This window comes from Sphingobium sp. FG58, assembly GCF_057809055.1.
Map to the genome: position 1 here is coordinate 136455 of NZ_JBMDJF010000003.1, position 16958 is coordinate 153412.

The window sequence follows — 16958 nt, forward strand, 5'->3', positions numbered from 1 at the left end:
GCGCTGCTTCATGGGTCCCCAAGCGCCGCGCTTCTGGAAAACCTCCGGTAGCCACGACCAAAGGCACATGGCCCACCGTGGGTCCCCGCCTGCGCGGGGACGACGAGTAAGGAAGAACACCTCCTCCCGTCGTCCCCGCGCACGCGGGGACCCAACGCCCGTCCCAAACCTTGATATAAGGGATACACTGCGGTCCCCATTTCACCCCGCACCCCAACGCGGATCGAAACACAGCTTCCCACTTCCGTGCAAACGAGGGCTGTTGTAAAATCACAGCCATGCCCCGCCCCCTCCAGCCTTGCGTCTATATCCTGGCCAGCCAGCGCAACGGCACCCTCTATATCGGCGTTACATCAGACCTCATCACCCGCCTGCATCAGCATCGCACCGGTGCCGTCCCCGGCTTCACCCACGATTACAACGTCAACCGCCTCATGTGGTTCGAGCAACATGGCACGATGGACGAAGCTATCCTGCGCGAGAAGCGCCTGAAGAAATGGAACCGCGCCTGGAAAATCGCGCTGATACAGGACCTTAACCCGCACTGGGACGACCTGGCGATCGGTCTGGGATTCGAGCGCCTAGCTGATTAGTCCCCCGTCGTCCCCGCGCAGGCGGGGACCCAACTATCGGTTCGCACATTGGCATTGTTGGCGCGGCTTGGTCGCACCACGCGCCAATCCAGTCGCGCAACGAAAGCTGGATTCCCGCCTTCGCGGGAACGACGAAGCTGGTTATATAGACGGGGACAAATCCCTAAAGGAGCCAAGCCTTATGACCACCGGCTACTCCACCACCCCACTTGCCAAAAAGCTCAGCCTCAAACCCGGCCTGCGCGCCTGGTGGGATGCCATGCCCGCGTCCGTCGAGGCCGAACTGGCCGACTCTGGCGTCATCCGCTTGCTCCACCCGCAAGCGCCGATCGACGCCGCCCATATCTTCGTCACCGACCGCGCTGACATGACCGCGAAAATCGCCGCACTCCGCCCGCTGCTCGCGCCAACCGGCTTCCTCTGGATCAGCTGGCCCAAAAAGGCGTCCAAAGTCCCGACCGACATCACTGAAGATGTGATCCGCGCCGTCATCCTGCCCGCGACCGATCTGGTCGATGTCAAGGTGTGCGCTGTCGACGCCATCTGGTCGGGCCTCAAACTGATGATCCGCAAATCAGCCCGCTGATCGCGTCACCCGCCCGAACAGTATCTGATAGCCGTCATCGCCGCCCTCGGCTTCAAACGCCGCCATCACCCGCCGCAAATCGCCCGGGACAAGCGGCGCGCGCCCCGCGCCCGGCACCACCGCGCCAATCCCGCGCAAATGGGCGATCAACCCCCGCGCCCCGCCGCACGCCAGCGCATACTCCTCGTCAAAGGCGAACGCATCGCCGAACCCCGCCAGCTTCACGCGCAAATCGTCCAGCGTCGGATAGTCCGGCACCCCCGCCACCAGCCCGCATCGCGCGTGTGCCGCCCGCCAGCGCGCGAAACTCCCCTGCCCCATGGTTGAGAAGATCAGGCTCCCGCCCGGCCGCAACAGCCCCGCCAGCCGCGATATCCCGCTGCCCAGATCATCGAACCATTGAAACGCCAGGCTGGATACAATCAGGTCGAACCACGGCCCGTCAAAGATCGGCGCTTCCCCGTCCATCGTCAGAAATCGGCCCGCGACATGGCCGTGCGACGCCGCCTGTTCCAGCATCCCCGGCGACAGGTCGGTCACCACCATCTCCGCACCCGGCCAGCGCGCCTGCACGTCGCGCGTCAGGAAACCGGTGCCGCAGCCAATCTCCAATATACGCTCGACCCCGTCGGGCTTCTGCCGCTGGGCCAACTCCGCCACCAAAGCCGCCGCCTGCCGCTGCGGCCCGGCATGATCGTCATAATGCGCCGCCGCCGCGCCGAAGGCGTCGCTTATCCGTTGCTTGCGGGCATCGTTCATGGCTAGGCGCATGGCAGAGGCTTGCGCCGCTGACCAGTCCCCTTCATGGATAGCTCCCATGACATCCCCCCGTATCCCCGCCATGGACGTGCTGCGCGGCTGCGCGGTAATGGGCATCCTGTGGATGAACATCACCGCCTTCGCCCTGCCGCAATCGGCCTATTTCAACCCGGCCGCATCGGGGTGGCTCGGCACCGGCGACATCACCTTCTGGCTCAGCAGCCTGATCCTGTTCGACGGCAAGATGCGCGGCCTGTTCGCCATGCTGTTCGGTGCGTCGATGCTGCTGCTGATCGACCGGGAAGAAATGGCCGGGCGCGACGGTCGCCGCAGCCAGATGATCCGCGCGGGCTGGCTATTCGTCATTGGCATGGCCCATTATCTGCTGCTCTGGTGGGGCGACATTTTGGCGATCTACGCGCTGGTCAGCCTCGTCGCGCTCCGCTTCGTGCGGCAGGAGCCCATGGCGCTGGTCAAGAGCGCCTTCCTCATCTTCCTTCTCCACTTCCTGCTCTGCGCCGCCTTCATCGCCACGCTCTACGCCTGGGGTCATGCCGCAGCCCTGCCCGACGCCAGCGCCGCCACGCGCGATGGCTTTTCGACCTTCATGGCGACCATGGCCGATCCCGCCAGCCCCGGCGTCCAGGCGGAACTCGCCACCTATCGCAGCGGCTTTGGCGCGATTCTGGCGCACAAGCTCACCTCCTTCCCCGGCGAATGGCTGTGGGGCTTACTATTCACCGGCCTTGATGTGCTGGGCTTCATGCTGCTGGGCATGGCGATGCTCAAGGGCGGCTTCCTCACCGGGCGCTGGCCAGCCGATCAATATTGGCGCACCGCACGCCATTGCTTCCTCATCGGCCTGCCCCCCATGATCGCCTTGGCCATCTGGATCATCGCCAGCGGTTTCGCGCCGCTGCCTGCTTTTGGCACCGTGCTGCTCTGGTCCTTCCCCTTCCGCATCCCGCTGGCGGTCGGCTGGGCGGCGCTCATCCTGTGGCTGCTCGCGTGCCATCGCGATCATCCGCTGGTCGCGCGCCTATCCGCCACCGGACGCATGGCGCTCAGCAATTATCTGGGGTCCAGCCTGCTGATGACCGCGCTCTTCTACGGCTGGGGACTGGGCCTGTTCGGCCATGTCCGCCCTGCACTGTTGCTTCCCTTCGTCCTGGGTGCCTGGGCGTTGATGCTGCTCTGGTCGCCGCTGTGGCTGTCGCGATTCGCGCTTGGCCCGGCGGAATGGCTCTGGCGCAGCCTGATCCGCGGCCAAGCGCAAAAGATTCGCAAGAGCAGCTGATTACTATTGCGACCTATTATCATCTGCGCTATCTCTCTCCCAACAGGAGAGTGTTTCGATGGTCGTCTGTATCTGCAATGCCATTCGTGAAAAGGACTTGAAGGAAGCCGTGCGCCACGGCGCGGATACGCCGTGCAGCGCCTATGCCCGCTTTGGCCACCGCCCCAAATGCGGCCAGTGCGTACCCTTCGCCCGCACGATCATCGCCGCAGAACGCGCATCGGCCTGACACGACTGCAAATCATCCGCATGAAAGCATCGCGAAGCCGACGCAATAGCGCGCGATAAGATGGCGGAATATCAAGGCTTTTCAGCTTAACAGCGCCGATCCTAACGCCTATAGTCCGGCGGCATTTCCCCCCAAGCCGGAGTATCCGCCATGAAAGGCGACCCGAAGGTCATCGACTATCTGAACGAGGTCCTCAAAAATGAGCTGACCGCGATCAACCAATATTTCCTCCACTATCGCATCCTCAATCACTGGGGCGTCGAAAAACTCGCCAAGTTCGAATATGAGGAATCGATCGATGAGATGAAGCACGCCGACAAGCTGGCGGAGCGCATCCTCTTCCTCGACGGCCTGCCCAATTTCCAGTTGCTGGGCCGTCTCAAGATCGGCGAAACGGTCGAGGAAATCCTCAAGGCTGACCTCGCCCTCGAATATGAAGCCCTGCCCCCGCTCAAGGACGGCATCGCCTATTGCGAATCGATTCGCGACTATGTGACCCGCGACCTGTTCCAGTACATCCTCGAAAGCGAGGAGGAGCATATCGACACGCTGGAAACCCAGTTCGAAATGATCGAGCGCATGGGCATCCAAAATTATATCCAGCTCCAGAGCAAAGCTGCCGAGGGCTGACACGAAGTTGTTACGACTCCTCCGCTTTGTGGGCGGGCGAGGCTGTCGTGTATAAAAACCATCCCTTCCTTCATCGTCACCCTGAACTTGTTTCAGGGTCCATTTCGCCAGATCAAGCAGTTGTTTGCGACTGGAAATGGATGCTGAAATAAATTCAGCATGACGGTGGCGGATGATGAATTGTCGCATGCAGTTGCCGACGCGGTATAATCACAGCATGCGCCGCCTACAGCAACGCTTCCAATATCCCAATCAGCGGCAGGTCGGCGGGCGGCATGTCCAGCCCGTACATCTGCGCCGGGCGCACCCATTGCAGCGCCGTGGCATGGCGCGCCTGCGCCACCCCTTCCCATTTCCGGCAGACATAGAGCAGCAGCAGCAAATGCTTGTCGCCCAGCGCTTCGCTGGCAAAGGTCGCGGGCGCCAGGCAGCTCGCATGGGTGCGGATACCCAGCTCCTCCTCCAACTCGCGGATCAGCGCCGCTTCGGGGGTTTCTCCCGGTTCCAGCTTCCCGCCCGGAAACTCCCACAGCCCCGCCATTGATCCGCCCGGCGGCCGTTGCTGCACCAGAACGCGACCATCCGCATCGATCAGGGCGGCGGCCACCACCAGCAAAGGCGAAAAACTATCCATAAAGGTCCAATGAAAGGGCTTTGTTAACCGTGCATCTTTTACAGCTCTATCGGGGACTGTCTGTAGTGAACTGGGGACCGTATGCGCGGGATCATCGAAATCATCGCCCGCCTGGGCCTTACGCGATGCCAACGCGGCGCGACCGCGGTCGAATATGGCCTCATCATCGCGATGATTGTTCTCGCCATGATTACGGCGCTAACCAACGTAGCCGACAGGACCATCGGCATGTGGAACAATGTCGAAACAGAAGTAACCTCGCGTTAACCATCAATATCTGACAGCAGCTTGGTCCCCATTAACAGTTTTTCAACTGACCTCCGCTAATCCGTTCCTTGCTGACCACATTCATTCAAGCGGGGCGGCCGGGTAGTTAAACGCAGTTTCAAGATAAGGAGACATCACATGCAGTTCATCCGTAAGATGCTGAAGAACGACAAGGGCGCGACCGCCATTGAATATGGCCTGATCGCGGCTCTGATCGCTGTCGCCGCCATTGGCGCGATGACCAGCCTGGGCTCGAACCTCACCAATACCTTCAACAATGTTTCTGACGAGCTGTAATAGGCCCGACACATTGTCGAATAAGGGGGCGGCGAAGGCAACTTCGCCGCCCTTTTTCGTTTGGCGTCACCAGGTCACGATCTTGACCCGCTGTCCCGGCCGCAGCGACGCATTGGCCGCCAGCGCATTGATCGTCAGGAACCGCTCCAGCTGATAATCGCTATAGGCCATGCGGCGGCTGAGCGACTGGACCGTATCGCCCGCCTTCACCGTCACCACATCCACCCGGCGCGGTTTGATCGCGGCGGCTTCCTGCGGTGAGAGACGCTGGACCGACTGCACCATGGCGTTGAACGGGCCGATGCCCTGGCCCGCCGCCGTCAGCAGCAGGAAGTGATAGGCTTTGCCGCCACCAAAATCATAAGCGAACACAGTCGCATCCACCGCGCCCGACTGGCTGTTCGCGCGCACTGTACGCCACGCAGCAGGCAACCCGTTCACGGTAGCCCGCCGCACCTCGCCCTCCGGCACGCCGCCATTCGCCCCGCCCAGCTTGGCAAAGACGCTGTCGATATAGGCCGCCAGATTGCCGGAATAGGGGGCCGCGCCAAATTGCGCCTGCCCGCCCGATCCGGTCACCGACACAGCGTCCGCGCCATTTTCCATGCCAAAGCCGGTCGGCGCGGTGAAGGTCAGGCGCAGGTCGGGATGGCGGAAGCGATTACCCTCAATCACGCCCTGTCGTGGATCATCGCCATAGAGCAGCCCGTCGAGCGCATTGAGGAAGGCGTCCCGGTTGCGCACGACGCTCTTCGATCCGCTGCCTGCCGCGCCCTTGGCTGCGCGCGCGACGCGGGATGCCGGGTCGGGATGGGTGCTGGCCCATTCCGGCATCGTGCGCGCGCTCCCCGCGACTCGCGCATCCAAATTGCTCTGCGCCGCCAGCGACGCCAGCATCCCCGACAGCGCGCGCGGATCATAACCACCAGACGCCAGATAACGGATGCCCAGATCGTCGGCCTCATATTCCTGCGTGCGGGAAAATCGCAGCGTCAGCAACTGGCTGCCCGTGCCAATGCCCTTCTGGATCAGCCCGGCAAAGCCCGAATCGCCCAGCAGCGCCCCCGTCAGCACGCCCAGCAAAGCCCCGCCAATCGCGTTGCGCTGCGCCGCCTGTTGCCGCCGCTGGCCATGACGCGCCGCGACATGGCCCACTTCATGCCCCAGCACGCCTGCCAGTTCCGCCTCATCATTCATCAGCGCCATCAGCTGGCGGGTGACATAGACATAGCCGCCCGGAATCGCGAAAGCGTTGTTGACCGGCGAATTGAGGAGGCTGACGGTAAAATCGCTCTGTGCGTTGGACAGGCCGGACTGCACCGCGATGCGGCGTCCGACACTCTCCACATAGCGCGCCTGCGGCCCGGCATAGGGACCGCCAAATTCCTTGAGCAGTTCAGGATGCTGCTTCGCACCCGTAGCCTTGTCCTGCTGGCTGATCGACGACACGGTCCGTATCGCACGCTGCTGGCCGATCACGGCAGGCGCAGCCACCAGCGCGGCCATACCCACACCCGCACACGCCAGCGATAGCTTCCAGTTCATCCCCTAACCTCCATTTCTGTTACCCCATCGTAACGAGAAGAGGGGCCGGAGCGTTCCCCGTCAAGCGTCCGTCAGGCACCAATGGCGAGAAATTTGTCCGCCCGGTCTGTGCGCAGCGCTTGGGCGTCCATGCCGTCCAGCGCCGCCAGTTCCGCCTCGATCGCCGCACCCAGGCTGGCAATCGCCTCGACAGGATCGCGATGCGCCCCGCCCACCGGCTCCGGCACGATCGTGTCGATGACGCCCAGATTTTTCAGATGCTGCGCGGTCACCTGCATCGCCGTCGCCGCGTCGCTGGCCTTGTCGGCAGTGCGCCACAGGATCGACGCGCAGCCTTCGGGCGAAATCACCGAATAGACCGCATGTTCGAACATCAGAACGCGATTGGCCGCCGCCAGCGCGATCGCGCCGCCCGACCCGCCCTCGCCGACCACCGCCGCGACCATCGGCACGCCCAGTTTCAGGCAGGCCTCGGTCGACCGCGCAATCGCTTCGGCTTGCCCGCGCTCTTCGGCTTGCACGCCGGGAAAAGCGCCCGACGTATCCACCAGCGTGACGACCGGCAGCCCGAACCGGTCGGCCAGTTCCATCAGGCGGATCGCCTTGCGATAGCCTTCGGGCTTCGCCATGCCGAAATTATGCCGCACCCGGCTGGCGGTATCGTCGCCCTTTTCATGGCCGATCACCATCACCCGCCGTTCGCCCAGCGTCGCAAAGCCGCCCAATATCGCCTGATCGTCGGCAAAGGCGCGATCGCCCGCCAGCGGCAGGAAGTTATCGAACATGCCCGCGACATAATCCTTGAAGTGCGGGCGTTCGGGGTGGCGCGCCACCTGCGTCTTTTGCCAGGGCGTCAGCTTGGCATAGGTGTCGCCCAGCATCTTGGCCGCGCGCTGCTCCAGCGTCGCGATCTCGCCGTCAATATTGATGTCACCGACACTGGCAGTGGCGCGCAGTTCGACAATGCGCGCTTCCAGTTCGGCAACGGGCTTTTCAAATTCCAGAAAGCTGACCATGGCGCATGGCGTTAGGGCGATGTCGCGTCGTCGTCAACGCGCGGCAGCGGCATTTTCGGCACCATCTGCCCCAACGGATGGCGGCTATTGACCAGTTCAACGAGGCGGCGGCTATCGACATGGGTATAGATTTGCGTCGTGCCAATGTCGGCATGGCCCAGCATCGACTGGAGCGCACGCAGATCCGCACCGCCCTCCAGCAAATGGGTGGCAAAGGCGTGGCGCAGCACATGCGGGCTGACCCGTTCGGGCGCGATTCCCGCCGCCCCCGCCAGCGCCTTGACGATCTGGTAGAGCCGTATGCGGCTGAGGTAACTTTTCCCCGACGGAAACAGCCAGGCGCTATCGGGCGGCACATGCGCCAGCCAGGTCGCGACAGCCGCTCGCGCACGGTCGGAAATCGGCACCAGCCGCTCGCGCCCGCCCTTGCCCTTCAGGATCAGGAAGGGCCGGTCCGCCGCCAGCGCCCGGCGCGGCAGCGACACCAGTTCGGTCGCGCGCAGCCCGGAGCCATAGAGCAACTCGATCAGCGCCGACAGCCGCAGGTCGCCGGGTGCAGGATGCGCCACCGCCAGCCGCGCGGCGATCAGCGCAAACAGCCTATCGACTTCGGCACCCGACAATATTTTGGGCAGTGGCCGCCGCATCACCGGGCGGGGCAGCGCGCTGGCGGGATTGTCCGCGCGCAGCCCTTCTTCCTCCAGAAAGCCGTAAAAGGCCCGCAGCGCCGACGCCTTGCGCGCCACGGACGATGCCGCCAGCGTCGCCCATTCGCCCGCCAGCCTGCCCAACGCCTCCTTGCTAGCCCCGGCCAGCCCGCCGATCAGCGTGGCGGCACCGTTCAGGTCGGCGCGATAGGCCAGCAATGTGTTGCGCGACGCGCCCCGCTCCGCCGCCATCATTTCCAGAAAGCGGTCGATCAGGGCATCATCATCACCCATCAGAGCCGCGTGATCGCCTCCGCCGCGATCATCCGCGCTTCGGGGTCCAGCCCGACGCGATGCAGCGCGGCGACGACATGGTAGAGATGCCCCGGCGGCAGGCGGTTCCAGTCGCTCCCCTGCATCCCCACCGCCGCCAGCAGTGCGACCGTGCCCTTTTCGCCACGCTGCGCCGCCGCGCCGATCGCGCGCGCCCAGCGGCTGTTGGCACTCAAATTGACGCCATTATCCTGCGCCAGGCTGGCCGCATCATCAGCCGACAGCCGCGCCAGACCGGCCAGCGCCGCGATCAGCATCCGGCCCTTCTCCGGCCCCGCCTCGCCGACATAGGTCGATACCCGGCCTTCATTGATGTCCACGACGGGGCTTGGCGCGCCGACCGCCAGCAGGCCCCAAAATTGCGCCGCGCCATCGCCGTTCAGCTGCCCCAGCGCCCGCGCCCAGCGCGCCGCGTTGCGATCATAACCGGCGGTCATCATCGCCGCGACCAGATTGGCAGCGTCGCGCGCATCGGCCTGCGCCACGGGCAGGGCCGCCGCCGCCCGCGCCGTCGCGATCAGCCCGACATAGTCGGGCCGCGCGCCATCCTGCCACCATGTCTGCATCGCGCCGATCCGCTCGCCCACCGTCGCCCCGGCATAAGCGGTGCGCAGCGCGTCGATCCGGTCGGCGACCTCCGCCGGGGCATCGCCATCGGCCGCCAGCTGGCTGTAGAAACCGACCAGCGCCGCGTTGGAAAACACCCCCAGCCGCGCCGCAATCTCCGCCGCAGGCTGCCGCCGCACCGCTGCCAGCGCGGGCGCGCGCGCTTCCCATGCCCGCACATGCGACCCGACCGTGCCATAGAGCGTATCGGGAATATCGACATTCAGCGCCGTCGCCAGACCAAAGCGCCACGCGGTCAGCCGGTCCACCCCGTCCCACTCGATCTTCACCGACCGGCGCGCATTGAAACCGGTGCCGACCACCTTTTCCGCCAGCCGATAATCGATGCCGCGCACCACGCCGCGTCGCTGCGCCTGATTGAGCGCGCCGCTCGCCGACCCCTGATCGCCTGACAGAGCCGGACAGATCGCCCGCGTCATGTCCCAGCCCGGTTCCTTGCTGAAGCGCAGCGCGCCCGCGGACAACGGACACAGTCCGGCGGGGTCCGCGCTTGCCAGATAGGTCTGCATCGCAATGGCATAGAGGCGCGGCGAATAGCGGTCGGGATCGACGCTCTGCACCATCATCCGCGCGCTGTCCGCCTCACCCATGCGCAGCAGCAGCCAGGCGCGCTCCGCCGCCCAGTCCGCTCCGTCAATATCACGCGGCGTGTCCACCGCCGACAGCAACGTCCGCCGCAGCAGGATCGCGGCCCAGCGCGACATGATCGGCGCATGGGTCTGCTGCATCAAAGTGGCCAGAAACTTGCCCGACTGCCCGCCAAAGGCGTTCGGCTCCATCCCGCGCGTGGCGGGCGTCAGCGGGCCGATGCGATCCAGCGACCGACGCGCCGTATCGGGCAGGTCATATTTCGCCTTCTGCGCCGCCAGCTCTTCGGGCGTCAATTCTTCTTCGGCCGCATTGGCTGCCGTCGGTGGCAATAGCGCCAGATCGGGCGGGGTCGCAGGATTGAGCGACGGAGCAGGCACGACACCCGGCGTTGATCCCGGCGCAGGGCGCGCCGGGCTTGGCGCAGGCGCTTCGGGCGCATCGCCAAAACCGGGCGGCAACAGCGATTCGGGCGCCTGTTGCGCCACGACCGGCAGCGCCAGTGCCAGCGCAAAGCTGCCCAGCGCCCATTTCGCCTTACCCCCGGACCTGCGCATGGGCTTTACTGGCCCAGCTTCTCGGCGGGGATGGCTTTCTCGACACGCTGCTGCGGCTGCTCGCCGCCGCGCGACCACAGGAAGGCCAGCAGCGCGACGACCAGCACCACCAGGACGATGGGCAGGATCGGCAGGCGCGTGCCACGACGGCGGCCAGCGCCCTCAAAACTGCTGAAATTGCGGTTGTTCTTCATGAGTCCTTGCTACGGCTGGTCCCGCCATCGCGCGAAACGACAGGGAAAGATGCGATTTGCCTCTGTGACGGGTCGCTGTATAGCCCCGGTCGCCATGCAGCGAAACAGCAAATTCCCGGCAACCAACGCCAAGCGCGGTCCCATCGTCCTGGTGGGCATGATGGGCGTAGGCAAATCCACCGTCGGACGGCGGCTCGCCGCGCGGCTCGGCGTGACTTTCGTCGACGCTGATGAGGAGATTGAGAAAGCCGCCGGGCTTTCCATCACAGAGATTTTCGCCCGCTATGGCGAACCCCATTTCCGCGACGGCGAACGCCGCGTCATCGCCCGGCTGATGGACGGCGCGCCCAAGGTGATCGCGACCGGCGGCGGCGCCTTCATGCAGGATGACACCCGCGCGCTGATCCTGGATCAGGCCACTGCCATCTGGCTGGACGCGGACATTGACGTTCTGGTCGACCGCGTGTCCCGCCGCGAAGGCCGCCCCCTGCTCAAGGATCGCGATCCCCGCACGGTGCTGACCGATCTGGCCGCGGTCCGCAATCCGGTTTACGCCCTCGCCCCCATTCATGTGAAGAGCATCGCGGCCCCGCATGACATCACGGTCGACCGCATCATGGAGCATCTGACGGCATGGCAATAGTCCCGGTCGCGCTCGGCGCGCGCAGCTACGATATTCTCGTCGAACAGGGCGCGCTCGACCGCGCGGGCGACATCCTGCCCCCCTATGCGCGCAAGGGGCGGCTGGTCATCGTCACCGACGCCCATGTCGCCGCCGCGCAACTCCCCCGCCTCGACGCCAGCCTGCGCGCCGCGAATGTGACGCTCGAACCGATCATCCTGCCGCCGGGCGAACAGACCAAAAGCTGGCGGCATCTGGAACAATTGCTCGACGCACTGCTGGCGCTGGAGATTGAGCGCGGCGATCATGTCGTGGCCCTTGGCGGCGGGGTGATCGGCGACATCGTCGGCTTTGCCGCCTCCATCCTCAAGCGCGGCTGCCACTTCATCCAGGTGCCGACCACCCTGCTGGCCCAGGTCGATTCGTCGGTCGGCGGCAAGACCGCGATCAACACGGCAGCAGGCAAGAATCTGATTGGCAGCTTCTACCAGCCCGCCCTCGTCCTGATCGACCCGTCTACCCTCGACAGTCTGCCCCCGCGCGAAACCCGTGCCGGCTATGCCGAAATCATCAAATATGGCCTGATCGACGATCCCGATTTCTTCGGCTGGTGCGAAGCCAATGCGCAGGCGCTGCTGGCCGGGGATCCCGACGCCCGCACCATCGCCATCGAACGCAGCGTCCGCGCGAAAGCCGCGATAGTCGCCGATGACGAGCGCGAAACATCGGGCCGCCGCGCGCTGCTCAACCTCGGCCACACCTTCGGCCACGCGCTGGAGGCCGACACCGGTTTTTGCGACACTTTGCTCCATGGTGAAGGCGTCGCGGCAGGCATGGCCCTCGCCTTCCGCTACTCCGCGCGCCTCGGCCTCTGCCCGCAGGCGGACGCCGACCGCGTCACCGCCCACCTCAAAGCCGTCGGTCTGCCCCACAATCTCGCCACCGCCCATGTCACCGCCGATGGCGCAACACTGGTCGGCCATATGCTCCATGACAAGAAGATGGCGGCAGGCACCCTCCCCTTCCTGCTGGCGCGCGGCATCGGCCAGACCTTCCTGTCGAAAGACGTCGTGCTGGACGATGTAGCGGCGTTTCTGGAGGCGGATCGGGCGACCTAACCCCTACACGCTAACTTTTACCGTCATCCCCGCGCAGGCGGGGATCCATCTCCCAACCTCGGACCTGGGGTTGGGGCCGGAGATGGATTCCCGCCTGCGCGGGAATGACGAGCGTGTGAATATTCTGAACAAAAAAAAGGGCGCCACATCGGGCGCCCTTTCCTTGAACCTTGTAAGGCCGATTACTTCTTCAGCGTCAGGCCGCCAAAGCGCTTGTTGAAGCGCGCCACCTGGCCGCCCTGATCCAGCTGGCGCTGGCCACCGATCCATGCGGGATGCGACTTGGGGTCGATGTCGAGCGCCATCTTGTCGCCTTCCTTGCCCCAGGTCGAACGGGTCTGGAACGTCGTGCCATCCGTCATCTGGACGGTGATCATGTGGTAGTCGGGGTGAATCTCGGCCTTCATGGCGTCATGCTCCGTAGTGCGCCGGTTCCGACCGGCTGTGGATGCGGGAAAAGTGCGAAGGCGCGCCGTTAGCGGGTTTGAAGCCCCGTGGCAATAGTCCGTCATCCCGGCGAAAGCCGGGATCTCCCTTTTCTTCGGATGCAACAGAGAAAGCGAGACCCCAGCTTTCGCTGGGGTGACGGGAATAGTTCAATCCTTGGGCGGATCGCTGATCATCGCGACGAACTGCGCCTCGGCGGCCAGCTTGTCGCCCAGCATCGCCTTGCCCGCAAACTTGCAGATCGCGCCGCGATTCTGGGTCACTTCGACGTGCAGGTCGAGCAGGCAGCCCGGCTCCACCGGCGATCGGAACTTCGCGCCGTCGATGCTCATGAAATAAACGAGCTTGCCCGAATCGGCCAAATTCATCGATTCCACCGCCAGCACGCCCGCCGCCTGCGCCATCGCTTCGACGATCAGCACGCCCGGCATGATCGGCCGGGTCGGGAAATGCCCCTGGAAAAAGGGTTCGTTCACCGACACCGCCTTGATCGCGTGGATCGACTGGTTCGGCACCAGCGACACCACACGATCGATCAGCAGCATCGGGTAACGATGCGGCAGCGCGGCCATGACCCGACGGATATCCATCGGGCCACGCGCGCCTTCATTTTCGACTGCCCCCGTCATGCTGGATCAGCGCGACTTGGGCGCCTGCGCCGGGTTCGCCGGTGCGGGCTGGCCTGCGGCCTGACCCTGACGGCCCGGCTGCCAGCCGGCAGGCGGCGTGATCGAAACGCTGGGGACCAGCGCGTTGATTTCGGTCACGACGGCAGCCGTGATGTCCACGGTCGGCTGGTAGGAAACGGTCGCGTCGGGGGCCAGCACCAGGTCAACCTTGGCCTTGGCCATCGCCGCCTTCAGCGCGTCCGACAGCTTGGCGGTGATCTGCTCTTCAACATAGGCGTTGGCCAGAGCAATCGGCTGGCCCATGCGCTGGAGTTCGGCCTGCGCGGTCTGCTGCGACTGCTGGAACGCCTGATACTGGGTTTCGATCGCCGGGGTGGGCTTGTTGCCCGCCGCGGTCAGCGCCTTCTGGATCGCATCGCCCTTGGTCTTGAGGTCAGCGTCGATCGCCGTCTTGCGCGTGTTGAACGCATCGATCTGCGGCTTGTAGGTCGTCTGCATCTGGGTGCGGGCGACGGTGTAGGCCGCGCTGGTGCCAACCGCGCGTTGCAGGTCAGCGACGGCGATGCCCAGCTTGGACTGCGCAGCGGCAGGAACGGCGGTCAGTGCAATGGCAGTCATCGGCGCGAGAACGAGCGCCGCAGCCTTGATAATGGTCTTCATCAGAATTGAGTCCCTACGTTGAAGGTGATGAGCTTGTTGTCGTCCCCTGGTTCTTTCAGCAGCGCCTTGGCGATATCGATACGGAACGGGCCGAAGGGCGAGTTCCAGTTGACGCCAAAGCCAACCGACAGGCGGGGTTTCAGCGTATCGCCGAGATATTGTTCGACGAAACCGCCGCCAGCATGCGTGTAGTTTACCGGACAGAAAGGAGCCGCCGCGCTACCGGTCGCCTTGATGGTCGTGGCACCGGTGGGTGCGCCAGTACCGGGCGAACAATAGCCAGCGAAGCCCGCCGTACCATTGACGAGACCCGGATTCTTAAGTCCGGCCACCGCCCCGGCATCCATGAAGATCGACGGGCGCAGGCCCATTTCGCGCGCGCCCGACCCCAACGGAATTTCAACTTCCGCGCGGGTTAGATAATAGATCCGACCGCCCAGTGCATCGTCCGTCCGGTTATTATTGTCGGTCGATGCCACCCCGGTGATCACACCAGTCGTCGCATCGGTTGTGCTTGTATAAAAGCGCCGAACCACGCGAGGCCCGACGCCGCGAATGTCAAAGCCGCGAAACTGGGGTTCCCCCAGGAAGAAACGGTCGGTCAGGCGGATCGGATCGACAAGCTGACCTGTCGAATCCCGGCGGTCACCTTCCAGGCTGTGGATATAGCCGCCCTCTCCCGATATCGAGAAGATGAAGCCAGCGCCCAGCGGGAAGAATTTAGAGGCATTGAGGCGGGTGCGGATATATTTAACATCGCCGCCAAGCCCCGCGAAATCCTGGCTCAGCACGATATTATGCCCGCGCGTAGGCCGGATGCGATTGTCGCGCGTGTCGTAGATCAGCGAATAACCGAGCGACGATGTCGTCCGCTTGCCGATCGCGTCGCACAAATAGCGGCCTGCCAGCAACGGGTCGCACTCGATCGTGCCATCGCCATTGGTGTCGGAATAATAGGTGTCCTTGTCCAGCGTCACATCGTCCAGATTGAGGCTGTAACGCAGCGCCAGCGACATATATTCGGTGATCGGCACACCGGCGCGGATCTGGAAGCCGGTGGTCGTCTGCTCGTAGGTCGTGTCGCGGTCATTATTATTCAGATAGCGAAAGCTGTTCATGTCGCGGCGATAAATGTCGCCGCCCAGCGCGATATTCTTGTCCATGAAATAGGGTTCGGTAAACCCGACTTCCACCGACTTGCTATAGGCCGAATAATTGACCGACGTGCGCAGTTCCTGGCCCTTGCCGCGGAAGTTGCGCTGGGTGATCGACGCCGACACGATGAAGCGTTCCAATGACGAGAAACCGGCCGACAGCGACAATTCGCCGGTCGATTTTTCCTGCACATTGGTTTCCAGGATGATGCGGTCGGGCGCAGAACCGGGCTTCTGCTCCACATCCAGCTTCTCCTGGAAGAAGCCGAGCGAATTGATCCGGTCCTTCGACCGTTTGACCAGGAAGCTGTTGAACGCATCCCCTTCGGCCAGACGGAATTCGCGGCGCACCACCTTGTCCTGCGTCAGCGTATTGCCGTTGATATCGACCCGCTCGACATAGACGCGCGGCGCATTGGCGATGCGGAAATTAATCCCCATCGTCAGCGTGTCCTTGTCGCGCTGGAAATCGGGCGACACATCGGCAAAGGCGTAACCGAACAGGCCCGCCGTCTCGCTCAGCGTGTCGACCGTATCCTCGACCTGCTTGGCGTTATACCAGTCGCCCTTCTTCATCGGCAGCCGCTTGGTCAGGCCATCGCCCGACAGGTCGCGAATGTCCGATTCGACCTTCACATCGCCAAATTTATAGCGGTCGCCTTCTTCCACCACATAGGTGATGATGAAGTCCTGCTTGTCCGGGGTCAGTTCCGCCACGGCGGAAATCACGCGGAAATCGGCATAGCCTTCGGTCAGATAATATTGGCGCAGCTTCTGCTGGTCATAGGCCAGACGATCGGGATCGTAACTGGTGCCGGACGAAAACAGGCGGAACCAGCGCGACTGCTTGGTCACCATCTGACTGCGCAGCGCGCCGTCCTTGAACTTCTCGTTGCCGATGATGTTGATCTGGCGGACCTTGGACTTCGGCCCTTCGGTAATTTCAAAGACGATATCGACGCGATTCTGGTCGAGCTGCACCATTTTCGGCTCGACGCTGGCGGCAAAGCGGCCCTGACGGCGATAGAGTTCGATGATGCGCGCCACGTCGGCGCGAACCTTGGACCGGGTGTAGATCTGACGCGGGGCCAGCTTGATTTCCGGCCGGATCTTATCCTCTTTCAGCCGCTTATTGCCTTCCAGCACGATGCGGTTGATGACCGGATTTTCCTTCACCTCGACAATCAGCGCGCCATTGTCGTTGCGGATCTGGACGTCGGCGAACAGCTCGGTCTCATACAGGTCGCGCAGACCCTGATCGAGCGTTTCCTGGGTGAAGGGCTGGCCAACGCGCAGCTTGGTGTAGGACAGGATGGTGTCCGGCTCCAGCCGCTGGGTGCCAGTCACGGTGATCGCGCTGATCGTGCCGACCGGCGCGGGAGCGACGGGCGGGGCCAGCGTCGGCGCGGGCGCACGGGCGGGCGCTGCGCCCTGCTGCGCCATCGCGGGCACCGTCGCAAAGCCAGCGATCATCGTCGTCGCCAACAGGGCCGTGACGACCGGGCGCTGCCTCTTGCTGCTCATCATCG

Annotated in this window: 20 protein-coding genes; 9 read left to right on the top strand and 11 right to left on the bottom strand. The window is 64.0% G+C overall.

Going from position 1 to position 16958, the window contains the following annotated elements:
• Positions 1–278 precede the first annotated feature (278 nt).
• Positions 279–593 (top strand): GIY-YIG nuclease family protein, encoded by a 315-nt coding sequence (locus ACODR8_RS05380; protein WP_489006294.1) that lies wholly within the window; start codon positions 279–281, stop codon positions 591–593.
• Between the two features lie 181 nt (positions 594–774).
• Positions 775–1179, top strand: a complete 405-nt coding sequence (locus ACODR8_RS05385; RefSeq protein ID WP_489006295.1) for a hypothetical protein — start codon at positions 775–777, stop codon at positions 1177–1179.
• On the opposite strand, the gene ACODR8_RS05390 is transcribed toward ACODR8_RS05385, so the two are convergent.
• On the bottom strand, positions 1168–1938 hold the full coding sequence (locus ACODR8_RS05390) for a methyltransferase domain-containing protein (RefSeq protein ID WP_489006296.1): 771 nt from the start codon (positions 1936–1938) through the stop codon (positions 1168–1170). The genes ACODR8_RS05385 and ACODR8_RS05390 overlap by 12 nt on opposite strands.
• A gap of 58 nt (positions 1939–1996) precedes the next feature.
• Between ACODR8_RS05390 and ACODR8_RS05395 the strand changes: the two genes are divergently transcribed.
• The 3 genes from ACODR8_RS05395 (at position 1997) to bfr (ending at position 4094) form a co-directional block, all read left to right on the top strand.
• The gene (locus ACODR8_RS05395; RefSeq protein ID WP_489006297.1) at positions 1997–3235 is read left to right on the top strand and encodes a DUF418 domain-containing protein; all 1239 of its coding nucleotides are present in this window, start codon (positions 1997–1999) and stop codon (positions 3233–3235) included.
• Positions 3236–3293: 58 nt separating this feature from the next.
• The gene (locus tag ACODR8_RS05400) at positions 3294–3464 is read left to right on the top strand and encodes a (2Fe-2S)-binding protein (RefSeq protein ID WP_489006298.1); all 171 of its coding nucleotides are present in this window, start codon (positions 3294–3296) and stop codon (positions 3462–3464) included.
• A gap of 150 nt (positions 3465–3614) precedes the next feature.
• Positions 3615–4094, top strand: coding sequence for a bacterioferritin (gene bfr, locus ACODR8_RS05405; RefSeq protein WP_006954734.1), 480 nt, complete (start codon positions 3615–3617; stop codon positions 4092–4094).
• A gap of 226 nt (positions 4095–4320) precedes the next feature.
• On the opposite strand, the gene ACODR8_RS05410 is transcribed toward bfr, so the two are convergent.
• Positions 4321–4728 carry a (deoxy)nucleoside triphosphate pyrophosphohydrolase gene (locus ACODR8_RS05410; protein WP_489006299.1) on the bottom strand — a complete coding sequence of 136 codons (408 nt, stop codon included), beginning with the start codon at positions 4726–4728 and terminating at the stop codon, positions 4321–4323.
• An 81-nt stretch (positions 4729–4809) separates the two neighbouring features.
• Here ACODR8_RS05410 and ACODR8_RS05415 point away from each other — a divergent pair, with 81 nt between their 5' ends.
• Entirely contained in the window at positions 4810–4995 is a 186-nt protein-coding gene (locus tag ACODR8_RS05415; protein ID WP_489006300.1) for a Flp family type IVb pilin, read from the top strand.
• A 138-nt stretch (positions 4996–5133) separates the two neighbouring features.
• Complete coding sequence (locus ACODR8_RS05420) at positions 5134–5292, top strand: Flp family type IVb pilin (RefSeq protein WP_489006301.1); 159 nt, start codon at positions 5134–5136, stop codon at positions 5290–5292.
• A 66-nt stretch (positions 5293–5358) separates the two neighbouring features.
• Here ACODR8_RS05420 and ACODR8_RS05425 read toward each other — a convergent pair whose 3' ends face one another.
• The 5 genes from ACODR8_RS05425 to ACODR8_RS05445 all read right to left on the bottom strand — a co-directional run bounded on the left by ACODR8_RS05425 (position 5359) and on the right by ACODR8_RS05445 (position 10799).
• A complete protein-coding gene (locus ACODR8_RS05425) occupies positions 5359–6837 on the bottom strand; it encodes a M48 family metalloprotease (protein ID WP_489006302.1) in 1479 nt (492 codons plus the stop codon).
• A 71-nt stretch (positions 6838–6908) separates the two neighbouring features.
• A complete protein-coding gene (locus tag ACODR8_RS05430; RefSeq protein ID WP_489006303.1) occupies positions 6909–7853 on the bottom strand; it encodes an acetyl-CoA carboxylase carboxyltransferase subunit alpha in 945 nt (314 codons plus the stop codon).
• Between the two features lie 11 nt (positions 7854–7864).
• Positions 7865–8794, bottom strand: a complete 930-nt coding sequence (locus ACODR8_RS05435; RefSeq protein WP_489006304.1) for a tyrosine recombinase — start codon at positions 8792–8794, stop codon at positions 7865–7867.
• Positions 8794–10605: a hypothetical protein gene (locus ACODR8_RS05440; RefSeq protein WP_489006305.1), complete on the bottom strand. Its 1812-nt coding sequence runs from the start codon at positions 10603–10605 to the stop codon at positions 8794–8796. Before ACODR8_RS05440 ends, ACODR8_RS05435 begins: the two co-directional genes overlap by 1 nt.
• Positions 10606–10610: 5 nt before the next feature.
• Entirely contained in the window at positions 10611–10799 is a 189-nt protein-coding gene (locus ACODR8_RS05445; RefSeq protein WP_217671775.1) for a hypothetical protein, read from the bottom strand.
• 94 nt (positions 10800–10893) lie between these two features.
• Here ACODR8_RS05445 and ACODR8_RS05450 point away from each other — a divergent pair, with 94 nt between their 5' ends.
• Positions 10894–11442, top strand: coding sequence for a shikimate kinase (locus tag ACODR8_RS05450; RefSeq protein ID WP_217672384.1), 549 nt, complete (start codon positions 10894–10896; stop codon positions 11440–11442).
• Complete coding sequence (gene aroB, locus ACODR8_RS05455) at positions 11433–12539, top strand: 3-dehydroquinate synthase (protein ID WP_489006306.1); 1107 nt, start codon at positions 11433–11435, stop codon at positions 12537–12539. Before ACODR8_RS05450 ends, aroB begins: the two co-directional genes overlap by 10 nt.
• A gap of 182 nt (positions 12540–12721) precedes the next feature.
• Here the strand turns inward: aroB and rpmE are convergent, their stop codons facing one another.
• The 4 genes from rpmE to bamA all read right to left on the bottom strand — a co-directional run bounded on the left by rpmE (position 12722) and on the right by bamA (position 16956).
• Entirely contained in the window at positions 12722–12946 is a 225-nt protein-coding gene (rpmE, locus tag ACODR8_RS05460) for a 50S ribosomal protein L31 (RefSeq protein WP_119745543.1), read from the bottom strand.
• Between the two features lie 189 nt (positions 12947–13135).
• Entirely contained in the window at positions 13136–13615 is a 480-nt protein-coding gene (gene fabZ / locus ACODR8_RS05465) for a 3-hydroxyacyl-ACP dehydratase FabZ (RefSeq protein WP_119745545.1), read from the bottom strand.
• A gap of 6 nt (positions 13616–13621) precedes the next feature.
• Positions 13622–14275: an OmpH family outer membrane protein gene (locus ACODR8_RS05470; RefSeq protein WP_489006307.1), complete on the bottom strand. Its 654-nt coding sequence runs from the start codon at positions 14273–14275 to the stop codon at positions 13622–13624.
• Positions 14275–16956, bottom strand: coding sequence for an outer membrane protein assembly factor BamA (gene bamA, locus ACODR8_RS05475; protein WP_489006308.1), 2682 nt, complete (start codon positions 16954–16956; stop codon positions 14275–14277). Before bamA ends, ACODR8_RS05470 begins: the two co-directional genes overlap by 1 nt.
• Positions 16957–16958 lie beyond the last annotated feature (2 nt).

Bases quoted from the DNA above. Each gene is read 5' to 3' on its own strand.
- ACODR8_RS05385 (WP_489006295.1), top strand. From the start codon at position 775: ATGACCACCGGCTACTCCACCACCCCACTTGCCAAAAAGCTCAGCCTC.
- bfr (WP_006954734.1), top strand. From the start codon at position 3,615: ATGAAAGGCGACCCGAAGGTCATCGACTATCTGAACGAGGTCCTCAAA.
- bamA (WP_489006308.1), bottom strand. From the start codon at position 16,956: ATGATGAGCAGCAAGAGGCAGCGCCCGGTCGTCACGGCCCTGTTGGCG.
- aroB (WP_489006306.1), top strand. From the start codon at position 11,433: ATGGCAATAGTCCCGGTCGCGCTCGGCGCGCGCAGCTACGATATTCTC.
- ACODR8_RS05400 (WP_489006298.1), top strand. From the start codon at position 3,294: ATGGTCGTCTGTATCTGCAATGCCATTCGTGAAAAGGACTTGAAGGAA.
- fabZ (WP_119745545.1), bottom strand. From the start codon at position 13,615: ATGACGGGGGCAGTCGAAAATGAAGGCGCGCGTGGCCCGATGGATATC.
- ACODR8_RS05415 (WP_489006300.1), top strand. From the start codon at position 4,810: ATGCGCGGGATCATCGAAATCATCGCCCGCCTGGGCCTTACGCGATGC.
- ACODR8_RS05380 (WP_489006294.1), top strand. From the start codon at position 279: ATGCCCCGCCCCCTCCAGCCTTGCGTCTATATCCTGGCCAGCCAGCGC.
- ACODR8_RS05450 (WP_217672384.1), top strand. From the start codon at position 10,894: ATGCAGCGAAACAGCAAATTCCCGGCAACCAACGCCAAGCGCGGTCCC.
- ACODR8_RS05425 (WP_489006302.1), bottom strand. From the start codon at position 6,837: ATGAACTGGAAGCTATCGCTGGCGTGTGCGGGTGTGGGTATGGCCGCG.
- ACODR8_RS05440 (WP_489006305.1), bottom strand. From the start codon at position 10,605: ATGCGCAGGTCCGGGGGTAAGGCGAAATGGGCGCTGGGCAGCTTTGCG.
- ACODR8_RS05470 (WP_489006307.1), bottom strand. From the start codon at position 14,275: ATGAAGACCATTATCAAGGCTGCGGCGCTCGTTCTCGCGCCGATGACT.
- ACODR8_RS05420 (WP_489006301.1), top strand. From the start codon at position 5,134: ATGCAGTTCATCCGTAAGATGCTGAAGAACGACAAGGGCGCGACCGCC.
- ACODR8_RS05395 (WP_489006297.1), top strand. From the start codon at position 1,997: ATGACATCCCCCCGTATCCCCGCCATGGACGTGCTGCGCGGCTGCGCG.
- ACODR8_RS05430 (WP_489006303.1), bottom strand. From the start codon at position 7,853: ATGGTCAGCTTTCTGGAATTTGAAAAGCCCGTTGCCGAACTGGAAGCG.
- ACODR8_RS05410 (WP_489006299.1), bottom strand. From the start codon at position 4,728: ATGGATAGTTTTTCGCCTTTGCTGGTGGTGGCCGCCGCCCTGATCGAT.
- ACODR8_RS05390 (WP_489006296.1), bottom strand. From the start codon at position 1,938: ATGAACGATGCCCGCAAGCAACGGATAAGCGACGCCTTCGGCGCGGCG.
- ACODR8_RS05445 (WP_217671775.1), bottom strand. From the start codon at position 10,799: ATGAAGAACAACCGCAATTTCAGCAGTTTTGAGGGCGCTGGCCGCCGT.
- rpmE (WP_119745543.1), bottom strand. From the start codon at position 12,946: ATGAAGGCCGAGATTCACCCCGACTACCACATGATCACCGTCCAGATG.
- ACODR8_RS05435 (WP_489006304.1), bottom strand. From the start codon at position 8,794: ATGGGTGATGATGATGCCCTGATCGACCGCTTTCTGGAAATGATGGCG.